At 58.4% G+C, this 12586-nt stretch carries 13 protein-coding genes and 1 tRNA gene; 8 read left to right on the top strand and 6 right to left on the bottom strand.

What is annotated here, in order from left to right:
• Positions 1–172: 172 nt before the first annotated feature.
• The 5 genes from HU755_RS20110 to HU755_RS20130 form a co-directional block, all read right to left on the bottom strand.
• Entirely contained in the window at positions 173–478 is a 306-nt protein-coding gene (locus HU755_RS20110) for a hypothetical protein (protein ID WP_122711310.1), read from the bottom strand.
• Complete coding sequence (locus tag HU755_RS20115) at positions 475–756, bottom strand: AlpA family transcriptional regulator (RefSeq protein WP_186635825.1); 282 nt, start codon at positions 754–756, stop codon at positions 475–477. The genes HU755_RS20110 and HU755_RS20115 overlap by 4 nt, the downstream gene beginning before the upstream one ends.
• A 100-nt stretch (positions 757–856) precedes the next feature.
• Positions 857–1696 carry a hypothetical protein gene (locus HU755_RS27545; RefSeq protein ID WP_238350015.1) on the bottom strand — a complete coding sequence of 280 codons (840 nt, stop codon included), beginning with the start codon at positions 1694–1696 and terminating at the stop codon, positions 857–859.
• Between the two features lie 280 nt (positions 1697–1976).
• Positions 1977–3218 (bottom strand): tyrosine-type recombinase/integrase, encoded by a 1242-nt coding sequence (locus tag HU755_RS20125; protein ID WP_186635828.1) that lies wholly within the window; start codon positions 3216–3218, stop codon positions 1977–1979.
• 164 nt (positions 3219–3382) lie between these two features.
• Positions 3383–3467 (bottom strand) — tRNA-Leu (locus tag HU755_RS20130).
• Positions 3468–3575: 108 nt separating this feature from the next.
• Between HU755_RS20130 and queA the strand changes: the two genes are divergently transcribed.
• From queA to HU755_RS20160, 6 genes are all read left to right on the top strand, one after another.
• Positions 3576–4640, top strand: coding sequence for a tRNA preQ1(34) S-adenosylmethionine ribosyltransferase-isomerase QueA (queA, locus tag HU755_RS20135; RefSeq protein ID WP_186549087.1), 1065 nt, complete (start codon positions 3576–3578; stop codon positions 4638–4640).
• Positions 4641–4654: 14 nt separating this feature from the next.
• Positions 4655–5770: a tRNA guanosine(34) transglycosylase Tgt gene (gene tgt / locus HU755_RS20140; protein WP_160768392.1), complete on the top strand. Its 1116-nt coding sequence runs from the start codon at positions 4655–4657 to the stop codon at positions 5768–5770.
• A gap of 43 nt (positions 5771–5813) precedes the next feature.
• Positions 5814–6152 (top strand): preprotein translocase subunit YajC, encoded by a 339-nt coding sequence (gene yajC / locus HU755_RS20145; protein ID WP_016773317.1) that lies wholly within the window; start codon positions 5814–5816, stop codon positions 6150–6152.
• A gap of 65 nt (positions 6153–6217) precedes the next feature.
• Complete coding sequence (secD, locus tag HU755_RS20150) at positions 6218–8086, top strand: protein translocase subunit SecD (protein ID WP_186635831.1); 1869 nt, start codon at positions 6218–6220, stop codon at positions 8084–8086.
• 9 nt (positions 8087–8095) lie between these two features.
• Positions 8096–9010 (top strand): protein translocase subunit SecF, encoded by a 915-nt coding sequence (gene secF / locus HU755_RS20155; RefSeq protein WP_186635834.1) that lies wholly within the window; start codon positions 8096–8098, stop codon positions 9008–9010.
• Positions 9011–9131: 121 nt separating this feature from the next.
• Positions 9132–9680 carry a glycine zipper 2TM domain-containing protein gene (locus HU755_RS20160; protein WP_186635837.1) on the top strand — a complete coding sequence of 183 codons (549 nt, stop codon included), beginning with the start codon at positions 9132–9134 and terminating at the stop codon, positions 9678–9680.
• Between the two features lie 244 nt (positions 9681–9924).
• On the opposite strand, the gene suhB is transcribed toward HU755_RS20160, so the two are convergent.
• A complete protein-coding gene (gene suhB / locus HU755_RS20165; RefSeq protein WP_016773320.1) occupies positions 9925–10743 on the bottom strand; it encodes an inositol-phosphate phosphatase in 819 nt (272 codons plus the stop codon).
• 145 nt (positions 10744–10888) lie between these two features.
• Here suhB and trmJ point away from each other — a divergent pair, with 145 nt between their 5' ends.
• Complete coding sequence (trmJ, locus tag HU755_RS20170; protein WP_126366138.1) at positions 10889–11659, top strand: tRNA (cytosine(32)/uridine(32)-2'-O)-methyltransferase TrmJ; 771 nt, start codon at positions 10889–10891, stop codon at positions 11657–11659.
• A gap of 3 nt (positions 11660–11662) precedes the next feature.
• Entirely contained in the window at positions 11663–12439 is a 777-nt protein-coding gene (gene cysE, locus HU755_RS20175) for a serine O-acetyltransferase (RefSeq protein WP_186549095.1), read from the top strand.
• Positions 12440–12586 lie beyond the last annotated feature (147 nt).

Consider the following 12586-nt stretch of genomic DNA (forward strand, 5'->3'; position numbering starts at 1 on the left):
ATGGGCCGCCAAGCCCAATCGCTGAATTTGCAGCGATGCCCAGAGAGTAACGTCCGTTTTTCCAAAGTGCAACTGCGCTGATGGCTTGCGGTTTTTTCAGGTGCGGCATAAATTGTTCGTGCATGTAGATTTACCTCAACGCCTCCGGATCGCCCCCGGAGGCGTTTTCGTTTCAGGCATGGGCTTCCCAGCGCAGGGAGAGAAGGGGAAGAAATCCGCCGCTGAGCATGGAGCGGGCGTCTTCGTAAGCGTCGACCTGCTGGCCTTCGTCGACGACAACGGCCCCGGTCTTTTCGCAGTGAAGGGAGAGGGCGCACCAGGTGCCGTCGGCCCAGCTGAGCACGCTGACAACGCGACCTTGCCTGTCCTGCTGGCTGCGGTAGCGTTCAAGACGCTGCATGACGCGAGACGAGAAACCGATCCGACGCAACACGGAAAAGGGGTGCATCAAAGCGTTGTTTGCAGTCTTGTGGCTCATGCAGCCACCTGATCACGTGCCTCGATGCGGCTGCGCGCCCACGCTTGAACTTCGGAAAGGACCCAGGCGACAGGGGCGCCGCGTGCGTTGCTGTTGCTCAGTTTGACGGGCTGCGGAAAGCCGCAGTCGGTGCGCTGCATCAGTTTGTAGATGGTCGAACGCTTCATCCCCACGATGCTTTCCACTTCCCGCATGCGGATTAAGGTTGAAGCGGCATCAAAAAGTGAGGCGGCGTTGGCGGGAGTATTGCGGGGAAAATCGGCGACAGAGGTGTTCATAGGTATTGCTCTCGATTGATTTGGACAACGAGAGCAATGGTCTAGAAATTGGTCGGCGGTGAGCAGTTCACTTCCATTTGAAATGAAATTGAAATATCGGTCACACCACAAAATTGCGCTTGAGGATTCCCTCCACGCTTTTGCGGGTTAGCGCTTTTTCTGTTTCCATTGTCACCCACTCAGCGCGCTGTTTGAGTGGTTTGGACACCTCCCGTTCCAGCCAGGCGTGAACCGCCGTGGTCACGTTTCGCCGTGACATTCCGCTAGACACGTAGTGTCGACCTTGCCTAATGATTGCTGTATCCCGTGCGCCTATTTCTTCGTTACGCTCCATTCCGCTGATGATGCCCCCCTTAGTGCGGATAGCGTTCTCGATTGCCCTGTAAGCGATTGGGGTCAGCTCGTCACTGATCAAGCAGGGTAGGGATGTTATGGGCTCCAAAAACAGCACGTACTGGTCCAATGCCTCAATACGTTCGTTAGGATCGACCTGTCTTTCCACGACATGACAATAAAGGTCCCACGGCCAATCCGTCGGAGGCTCGGCAACATGCGACCAAGCCTCTTGTTCGGTGGAGCGCATCCAATCAGCTAAGGCGCTCAGCGCTTTTACTGCGCAGGCCATGACGTAGGCTGCATATGCCTCGCGTTCCGAGGCTGAATGACACTTGCTGTATTGGCGAACCCAATGAGCGAGACGGTTTTTTTTGTCGGTTGAGGCGTACTGAAAAATAGCCTCCTCATGCATCGTTGTCTGGATGCACATGCTGCTCATGTCGCTGCTAATGTCGCCGGTCTGGATGCGAATGCAGCACTGATTGATCAGCTCGCACACGTCAGTGATCTGTTCATTGCAGAACTCGTAGAGTGGCTGCTCTGAGAAATATTGGACCAGGCCAGCGGTTAGCGCCCAGTGCAAGATCGGGTGGGTATCAATCATGCGAATGGCTCTCGACGTGCAACGCGCTGTCCCGCGCCCTGCGGGTTGGAAGCGTAGCCAGCGAGCTTTGCGCCATGGGCAAGTGTGAGGGAGTGTCTGCCCGCAGCAGGCAAGGGGCCTGATGTAGCGTTACACAATCGGCGTGCGTTACATCGAGTGTACGGAATGGCGTGCTGGAGTGTAACGGGATTGAAAGCCAATGAATCCGGGTGTTTGGCCGGCATCGTTACACGAGTAACACTTGTTACACGGATTTTGAAGGTGGTATGGATAAGTGCATTCATACCGATCTTCCAAATTGTCCCTTGATCACCTTTTCGCTTGCCAACGCATCAAGGTGATCTGCATACCACTGCATCATCTTCACCCGGTGCTCAAGGTATTGAGCCTTGTTGTATACCCCGGATATTCCCTCTTCTTTGTGAGCAAGCTGCGCTTCGACATGCTCTTTCGGCCAGCCGTGTTCCCTGAGCAGAGTGCTGGCGGTGTGACGAGTACCATGACCAACCAAGCGACCTTTGTAACCAACCGTTGCGAAGACTTTGTTGATGGTGTTTTCGCTAATCGTTGGATTCTTAGCGCCCACACCAGGGAATAGCCAGCGACTACGACCTGTGAGGCAATGAAGTTCTTTGAGAGCGGAAAGCGCTTGCTTAGGGAGTGGACACACAAAGTCTCTTCGCATCTTCATCTTGGCGGCAGGTGTCGTCCATAGCGCTTTATCAAGGTCGAACTCTTTCCATTCAGCTAACCGAACCATGCCCGGTCTAGATGCGGTCCAGATACAGAGCCATGCTGCAGTCCGGGCCGTCAGCCTGCTGGGAGTGTTTTTGAGTGCTTGAAGGAATTCTGCCAACTCAGGCTCAAGCAAATGAGGATGCTGCTGTGTCTTCGGGGCTTGGGCTGCAATATCTCGTAGGCGACTGCCCGGATCGTTCTCCGTGAGGCCCAAACCGATGGCTCGCCCGAATATCTGATTGATCCAAGTGCGACACTTTTCCGCCACGTTGTGTGCGTCCCGGGCTTCGATGGATGCTTGGAGTTCCGCGCAATCGGTACGGGTGATTTCGTCTAGAGGCTTATCTCCCAGTGCCGGGAGTATGTCTTTGTCGAGGTAGGTGCGGATTTTGTTGAGAGTGGAGGGTGCGAGACCCTTTTCCTCTTTTGCCTTCAGCCAGGCATCAGCGGCAGCTCGAAAGGTTCGGGTCTTGGCCGCATCGAAAGCAGCTTTCGCGGATCGCTTTTGTTCAAGGGGATCGGCACCGCTACTCACTACTTTGCGTAGATCGGCAGCTTTGTCCCTTGCCAACGCGCCACTAACTTCCGGGTAGCCCCCGAGCCCCATCCAAGCCCAATTGCCCGCCGGACGTTTGTAGCGGAGCTGCCAGGATTTCCCACCATCAGGTTTAACCCTGAAGTAGAGGCCGTTTCCGTCCAGCTCCCGGTATTCCTTTGATTCCGGCTCCAATCCCGCAAGTGTCGTGTCAGCGAGAGGGCGGCGCTTGATGTCTGCGCGCTTCATCCTTGTATCCCAAAGTTCGGTATTTTTCTCAGGATACAAGCAGGGATACAGGGATACAACGGATAAGAGGAGACAGGGGTAGACAGGCAGGCACAAAAAAACCGGCCAAGTGGCCGGTTTCTTTGGGTCTGAGAGGCTGGTAGAGACTCTCAGATACTGCTATATGGTGCCCCGAGGGAGACTCGAACTCCCACTCCTTTCGAAAACGGATTTTGAATCCGCCGCGTCTACCAATTCCGCCATCAGGGCTCAATGGCGGCGAAGTATAGAGAGGTGATTACCGTTGGTCAATCACGTTTCATGGTCAATTTTCGATATTTCCGCTAGACTTTCCGGCCCTGCTAGACGAACCCCATCATGCGCGTTGCTGACTTTACTTTCGAGCTTCCTGATTCGCTGATCGCCCGCCACCCGTTGGCCGAGCGTCGCGGTAGTCGCCTGCTGACCCTCGATGGGCCGAGCGGCGCCCTGGCACACCGTCAATTCACTGATTTGCTTGAGCATTTGCGCCCGGGCGATTTGATGGTGTTCAACAATACCCGGGTGATTCCGGCGCGGCTGTTCGGGCAGAAAGCGTCCGGCGGCAAGCTGGAAATTCTCGTCGAACGCGTGCTTGATGCGCATCGCGTGCTGGCTCATGTGCGTTCCAGCAAGTCGCCGAAGCCGGGCTCGAAGATCCTTATCGACGGCGGTGGCGAAGCCGAGATGCTCGCGCGTCACGATGCGTTGTTCGAGCTGGGTTTTGCCGAGGAAGTGTTGCCGCTGCTCGACCGCGTCGGGCACATGCCGTTGCCTCCTTATATAGACCGCCCGGATGAAGGCGCGGATCGCGAGCGTTATCAGACCGTGTACGCCCAGCGTCTGGGGGCGGTGGCGGCGCCGACGGCGGGGCTGCATTTCGATGAGCCGTTGATGCAGGCGATTGCCGCCAAGGGTGTCGAGACGGCGTTCGTTACGCTGCACGTGGGCGCGGGGACGTTCCAGCCGGTGCGCGTCGAGAAGATCGAAGATCACCACATGCACAGCGAGTGGCTGGAAGTCGGCCAGGACGTGGTCGATGCCGTGGCCGCGTGCCGTGCGCGCGGCGGTCGGGTGATTGCTGTAGGCACGACCAGTGTGCGTTCGCTGGAGAGTGCGGCGCGCGATGGTGTGCTCAAGCCGTTCAGTGGCGACACCGACATCTTTATCTACCCAGGCCGGCCGTTTCATGTGGTCGATGCCCTGGTGACCAATTTCCATTTGCCGGAATCCACGCTGTTGATGCTGGTTTCCGCGTTTGCCGGTTATCCCGAAACCATGGCCGCCTACAAGGCCGCCGTCGATAACGGTTACCGCTTTTTCAGCTACGGTGATGCGATGTTCATCACCCGCAATCCCGCTCCAACTGCCCCTGAACAATCAGGCCCAGAGGAAACACAATGAGTCGCGAATGTCGAATGTCCTTTGAGCTCCTGGCCACCGATGGCAAGGCCCGCCGTGGTCGCCTGACGTTCCCCCGTGGCACCGTCGAGACCCCGGCGTTCATGCCGGTCGGCACCTACGGCACGGTCAAGGGCATGTTGCCGCGTGACATCGTCGCCACTGGCGCGGAGATCATTCTGGGCAACACCTTCCACCTGTGGCTGCGTCCTGGCACTCAGGTGATCAAGGAGCACGGCGACCTGCACGATTTCATGCAGTGGAAAGGCCCGATTCTTACCGACTCCGGCGGCTTCCAGGTGTTCAGCCTCGGCGCGATGCGCAAGATCAAGGAGGAGGGCGTGACCTTCGCTTCTCCGGTCGATGGCGCGAAAGTGTTCATGGGGCCGGAAGAGTCGATGCAGGTGCAGCGCGATTTAGGCTCCGACATCGTGATGATCTTCGACGAGTGCACGCCGTACCCGGCTGACGAAGACGTCGCGCGCGTGTCGATGGAGCTGTCGTTGCGCTGGGCCCAGCGTTCGAAGAACGCCCATGGCGACAACACCGCGGCGCTGTTCGGCATCGTTCAGGGCGGCATGCATGAAAATCTGCGCATGCGCTCGCTCGAAGGCCTCGACAAAATCGGCTTCGACGGCTTGGCCATCGGCGGTCTGTCGGTGGGCGAACCGAAGCATGAAATGATCAAGGTGCTGGATTATCTGCCGGGCCAGATGCCGGCTGACAAACCTCGTTACCTTATGGGCGTTGGCAAACCGGAAGATCTGGTTGAGGGTGTGCGCCGCGGGGTGGACATGTTCGATTGCGTGATGCCAACCCGTAATGCCCGCAATGGGCATCTGTTCATCGATACCGGTGTGCTGAAGATCCGTAACGCGTTTCATCGCCATGATGAATCGCCGCTGGATCCGACCTGCGATTGCTATACCTGCCAGAACTTCTCGCGTGCTTATCTGCATCACCTGGACAAGTGCGGCGAAATGCTCGGCAGCATGCTCAATACCATCCATAACTTGCGCCATTATCAGGTGCTGATGGCTGGTTTGCGCGAGGCTATTCAACAGGGTACATTGGCCGCCTTTGTCGATGCCTTTTACGCCAAACGCGGACTTCCCGTCCCGCCTTTGGACTGAGTTTTCTGACCCCAAGATTCAACATTTGCAACTGGAGTGCTAAATGAGCTTTTTTATCTCTAACGCCATGGCTGACGCAGCTGCACCGGCTGCTGCAAGCCCAATGGGCGGCGGCTTCGAGTGGATTTTCCTGGTCGGCTTCCTGGTCATCTTCTACCTGATGATCTGGCGTCCACAGGCCAAGCGCGCCAAAGAGCAGAAGAACCTGCTGAGCAGCCTGCAAAAGGGTGACGAAGTTGTGACCACTGGCGGCATCGCCGGCAAGATCACCAAAGTTGCCGATGACTTCGTGGTGCTGGAAGTGTCCGACACCGTTGAAATGAAGTTCCAGAAAGGCGCCATCGCCGCCACGCTGCCAAAAGGCACGCTGAAAGCGATCTAAGAGCAACAACTTCTACTCAATCGACGGGGCGCGCAAGGCGCCCCGCGTTCATAACGGGCGGCGTGATGCTGAACAAATACCCTCTGTGGAAATACATTCTGATCCTGGCGGTGCTGGCGGTCGGTCTGATTTATTCCGCTCCCAATCTTTATCCTGATGACCCGGCCATCCAGGTCAGCGGTGCAAGCACTGCGCTGCAAGTCAATCAGGCTGATCTGGATCGTGTGAGCGCGGCGCTCAAGGAATCCGGCATCAACGTCAAGGCTGCGACGCTGGCGGCCAACGGCAAGGGCGGGCTGATCCGTCTGACCAAGGCTGAAGACCAACTGCCGGCCAAGGATGTTGTGCGCAAGGCATTGGGTGATGACTACGTCGTCGCGCTGAACCTGGCACAGACCACTCCGCAATGGCTGCGCAATCTGGGCGCGCACCCGATGAAGCTGGGTCTGGACTTGTCCGGTGGTGTGCACTTCCTGCTTGAAGTGGACATGGACAAAGCCCTCGATGCTCGCCTGAAAGTCTACGAAGGCGACGTCAAGAGTCTGCTGCGCAAAGAGAAGCTGCGCTATCGCAGCCTGCCGCAACTGGGCGGCGCCATTCAGTTGGGCTTCAGCGATGAAGATTCCCGCGAACAGGCCCGTGCGCTGATCCGCAAGAACTTCAACGATTTCGACATTGTTCCGGCCGACCTTAACGGTCAACCGGTGCTGCGTCTGGCGATGACCCCGGCCAAGCTGGCGGAAATCCGTGAATACTCCATCAAGCAGAACTTGACCACGGTGCGTAACCGCGTCAACGAGCTGGGTGTTGCCGAACCGATCGTTCAGCGTCAGGGCGCCAACCGCATTGTGGTTGAGCTGCCGGGCGTGCAGGACACGGCCGAAGCCAAGCGTATCCTCGGCAAGACGGCCAACCTCGAGTTCCGACTGGCTGCAGAGCCGGGCGCTTCGAAAGCCACTTCCGAATCGTTCGAGTTCCGTGAAGGCAACCGTCCTCCGGCGCAGATCGAACGTGGTCTGATCATTACCGGTGACCAGGTTACCGACGCCAAGGCCGGTTTCGGCGAGCACGGCACGCCTGAAGTGAACATCCGTCTGGATGGTCACGGTGGCGAACTGATGAGTCGCGCGACCCGTTCCAATGTCGGTCGCAGCATGGCGGTGATCTTCATCGAGCAGCGTCCGGTCACCACTTACACCAAACAAATGGTCAACGGCGTCGAGAAAGACGTCGCGGTGCAGACGTTCAAGGAAGAGAAGAAAATCATCAGCCTGGCGACCATTCAGTCGCCGCTGGGTGCGCAATTCCGCATCACCGGCCTGAACGGCCAGGGCGAGTCGTCTGAACTGGCGCTGCTGCTGCGTGCCGGTGGTCTGGCCGCACCGATGTACTTCGCTGAAGAGCGCACCATCGGCCCGAGCCTGGGTGCTGACAACATCACCAAAGGTATCGATGCGTCGCTGTGGGGCATGCTGTTCGTGTCGCTGTTCATCATCGCCATCTACCGCTTCTTCGGCGTCATCGCCACCGTCGCGCTGGCGGTGAACATGGTGTTGCTGCTGGCCTTGATGTCGCTGCTCGGCGCCACGCTGACCCTGCCGGGTATCGCCGGTATCGTGTTGACCATGGGTATGGCGGTCGACGCCAACGTACTGATCTTCTCGCGGATCCGTGAAGAGATCGCCGCTGGCATGACGGTGCAGCGGGCAATCAACGAAGGCTTCGGCCGGGCATTCACTGCGATTCTCGACGCCAACCTGACCACACTGTTGGTCGGCGGCATTCTCTTCGCCATGGGCACCGGCCCGGTGAAGGGCTTCGCAGTGACCATGTCCCTCGGGATCTTTACCTCGATGTTCACGGCCATCATGGTGACCCGCGCAATGGTCAACCTGATCTTTGGCGGACGTGACTTCAAGAAGTTGTGGATTTAAGGGGCTGCCATGTTACGTACAATCAACTTCATGGGCGTTCGCAACTTCGCGTTCGGCGTCACGGTTTTTCTGACATTGCTGGCCTTGTTCAGCGTCGCCACCAAGGGCATGAACTGGGGTCTGGACTTCACCGGCGGTACGCTCATCGAGCTGACCTACGAGCGTCCGGCGGATGTCACCAAGGTGCGCGAGCAACTGGCGACTTCCGGCTACCACGACGCCGTCGTGCAGAACTTCGGTGCGACCACCGATCTGCTGGTGCGTATGCCGGGCGAAGATCCGCAGTTGGGTCATCAGGTAGCGGAGGCGCTGCTGAAAGTCGGCGGCGACAACCCGGCGACCGTCAAGCGCGTCGAGTTTGTCGGCCCGCAGGTTGGCGAAGAGCTGCGCGACCAGGGCGGCCTCGGCATGTTGCTGGCGCTCGGCGGCATCCTGATCTACCTGGCCTTCCGCTTTCAGTGGAAATTTGCGGTCGGCGCCATTGTTTCGCTGATTCACGACGTGATCGTGACCATCGGTATTCTGTCGTTCTTCCAGATCACCTTCGACCTGACGGTGCTGGCGGCGGTCCTGGCGATCATCGGTTACTCGCTGAACGACACCATCGTCGTGTTCGACCGGGTGCGTGAGAACTTCCGTGTCCTGCGCAAGGCTACGCTGATCGAGAACATCAACATCTCGACCACGCAAACGCTGCTGCGCACCATGGCCACGTCGATCTCCACATTACTGGCGATTGCGGCGCTGCTGTTCTTCGGCGGTGACAACCTGTTCGGCTTCTCCATCGCGCTGTTCATTGGTGTATTGGCGGGTACCTACTCGTCGATCTACATCGCCAACGTGGTGCTGATCTGGTTGAACCTGACCACCGAGGATCTGATTCCTCCGGTCAACACCGAAAAGGAAGTCGACGACCGTCCATAACGGCGATCGTTTTTCCGGCTGTCAGCCCAAGAAAGGCGCGAGTTGAACTCGCGCCTTTTTTTATGCTCCAAGGCTGGGAGAAGCGCGGGCTTGTCCCGTATGTGATGGTCAGGAGGTTCATGTGAACAAGTCGATGCTGGTTGGTGCGGTATTGGGTGCTGTCGGTGTGACTGCCGGGGGTGCTGTTGCCACCTACAGCCTGGTTAAAAGCGGCCCTGATTATGCGCAGGTACTGGCCGTGGAACCGGTCAAGACACAGATCAAGACTCCACGTGAAGTGTGCAAGGACGTGACGGTCACTCGTCAGGCGCCTGTGAAGGATCAGCATCAGATCGCCGGTACGGTGGTCGGTGCACTGGCAGGTGGTCTGCTGGGCAATCAGATCGGCGGCGGCACCGGCAAGAAAATTGCCACGGTAGCTGGTGCGGTCGGTGGCGGTTATGCCGGTAACAAGGTGCAGGAGGGCATGCAGGAACGTGACACCTACACCACCACGCAAACCCGCTGCAACACGGTCAATGACATCAGCGACAAGGTGGTCGGTTACGACGTGCGCTACTCGCTCGATGGCAAGGAAGGCAAAGTGCGGATGGATCGCGATCCGGGCAACCAGATTCCGGTCGACAAGGAAGGCAAGCTGATCCTGTCGCAGAATGAGCCGGGTCAGTAACGACCGACTGTTTACAAGAAGCACCCTGCGGGGTGCTTTTTTGTGCTCGCGATTCAAGCAACACCGCAATCCCCTTGTAGGAGTGAGCCTGCTCGCGATAGCTATTTATCATTCAAAACAAGTGGTGGCTGAAACACCGCTATCGCGAGCAGGCTCGCTCCTACATTGGGTTTGTGGTGTGTCAGGCAAATTGCGGGCATAAAAAAAGCACCCCGAAAGGTGCTTTTGTGGTTCCGCGAAAAGCTTAGCGCTTCAGCGAAGCCGGCAGGTGCGGCTGGATCGCCGTCAGGACTGCCTTGAAGCATTTGGTGTTGCCGGCAACGATGTGGCCTTTTTCCAGGAAGTCGTGGCCGCCGGTGAAGTCGCTCACCAAGCCGCCGGCTTCCTGAATCAGCAGAGCGCCTGCCGCCATGTCCCACTCGGACAGGCCCGATTCCCAGAACGCATCGAAACGACCGGCAGCTACATAAGCCAGGTCCAGGCTCGCCGAACCGGCGCGGCGGATGCCGGCAGTCTGGCCAACCAGGGCGCGGAACATGCCCAGGTAGTTGTCGAGGTTGTCCATCTGGTCGTCACGGAACGGGAAGCCAGTGCCGAGCAGGGCGCCGTCGAGGCTGGTGCGACCGCTGACGCGCAGGCGACGACCGTTCAGTTGAGCGCCGCGACCACGGCTGGCGGTGAATTCTTCCTGGCGAACCGGATCCAGAACCACAGCGTGTTCCAGGCGACCACGGTATTTGCAGGCGATGCTGACGGCGAAGTGAGGAATGCCGCGCAGGAAGTTGGTGGTGCCATCCAGTGGATCGATGATCCACAGGTACTCTTCGCCTTCGATGCCGGTGCCGGCGTGCAGGCCGGTCTCTTCACCCTGGATCGAGTGATTCGGGTAAGCCTTGCGCAGGGCATCGATGATTTTCTGTTCAGCGGCGCGATCGACCTCGGATACATAATCCTTGGCGTCTTTTTCGTCGACCTTGATGGTATCCAGGCGCTCGATGGAGCGGAAGATCAGTTCACTGGCGCTGCGGGCGGCGCGCAGCGCGATATTCAGCATGGGCTGCATGGATGTGTCACCTAAGGTTGTTAAAGAAAGCCGAGCATTCTATCAGAACTTTTCTTCAGGTGAAGGACGCTGTTCGCTTTCATAGCTTAACGGTAGGCTGTTCTGTAAGATTTGCCCCCCTTTCCTGTGTCCGAGAGCGCCTCCCTTGCTGCAGAACATTCGTGTCGTCCTGGTCAACACCAGCCACCCCGGCAACATCGGCGGGGCCGCGCGCGCCATGAAAAACATGGGTCTGTCGCGACTGGTGCTGGTCGAACCGCGGCTCTTCCCGCACCACGAGGCTGATGCCCGCGCCTCCGGTGCCGGTGACATCCTTGAAAACGCGCAAGTCGTCGCCACCTTGGAAGATGCCCTGGTCGGCTGCAATCTGGTGCTTGGCACCAGCGCCCGTGACCGGCGTATTCCCTGGCCGCTGCTCGATCCGCGCGAATGCGGCAGCAAAGTGGTCGAGGAAGCCGGGCAGGGCGCAGAAATTGCCCTGGTGTTCGGCCGTGAAGACTCCGGCCTGACCAACGAAGAGCTGCAGCGATGTCACTTTCACGTACACATCCCATCTGACCCGACGTTCAGTTCGCTGAACCTTGGGGCGGCGGTGCAGGTGTTGAGTTATGAAGTGCGCATGGCCTGGCTGGCGGCACAGGGTCAGCCGAGCAAGATCGAGAAAGAAGAAGTGGCTTCGGTGAAAAGTGCCGAGCTGGCGACCATGGATGAGCTGGAGCGATTCTATGAGCATCTGGAGCAGACGCTGGTCGCCATCGAATTCCTCGATCCGGAGAAACCGCGACACTTGATGGCGCGCTTGCGCCGGTTGTACGGACGCAGCTCGGTGAGCCGGGCGGAAATGAATATTTTGCGTGGCATCCTCACGGAAACCCAAAAAGCGGCCCGTGGCGAGCTTCTGAAGCGGAAGGACTAAATGATGTTTGAGCGTTTGCGTGAAGATATCCAGAGCGTATTCCATCGAGACCCGGCGGCGCGTAACGCTTTTGAAGTCCTGACCTGCTATCCCGGCATGCATGCAATCTGGATTCATCGTCTGGCCGGCATGCTCTGGCGCAACGAGCTGAAATGGTTGGCGCGACTGGTGTCGAACTTCGGTCGCTGGCTGACCGGGATCGAGATCCATCCCGGTGCGAAAGTCGGGCGGCGTTTCTTCATCGACCACGGCATGGGCATCGTGATTGGCGAGACCGCCGAGATCGGCGACGACGTGACTATCTATCAAGGCGTGACCCTGGGTGGCACCAGTTGGAACAAAGGCAAGCGCCATCCGACGCTGGGTGATGGCGTGGTAGTCGGTGCTGGTGCCAAAGTGTTGGGGCCATTCACTGTGGGTGCCGGCGCCAAGGTCGGCTCCAACGCCGTGGTGACCAAAGAAGTGCCGCCGGGTGCCACCGTAGTGGGGATTCCGGGGCGGATCATCGTCAAGACCGATGAAGAGCAGGACGCCAAGCGCAAGGCCATGGCGGAGAAGATCGGTTTCGATGCCTACGGCGTCAGTGAAGACATGCCCGATCCGGTGGCCCGGGCCATCGGCCAGTTGCTCGATCACCTGCAAGCAGTGGACGGCCGGTTGGAAGGGATGTGCGGCGCGCTGAAAGATCTGGGCAGCAATTACTGTGCGAAAGATCTGCCTGAGTTGCGCGAAGAAGACTTCGCCAGTGTGAAGGGCAAGGATCAGAGTCAGGCCAGTTAAACCGAGCCGCTGCTATCGCGAGCAGGCTCACTCCTACATTTGGAATGCGCTCCCCTGTAGGAGTGAGCCTGCTCGCGATGAACGATGGCTCGGTATCACTGGCTGTCCACAACCCGTCTTTGCTATAGTGCGCGCGCTCTTTTGCGG

The organism is Pseudomonas sp. SWRI111, assembly GCF_014268555.1.
Classification (GTDB): domain Bacteria; phylum Pseudomonadota; class Gammaproteobacteria; order Pseudomonadales; family Pseudomonadaceae; genus Aquipseudomonas; species Aquipseudomonas hamedanensis.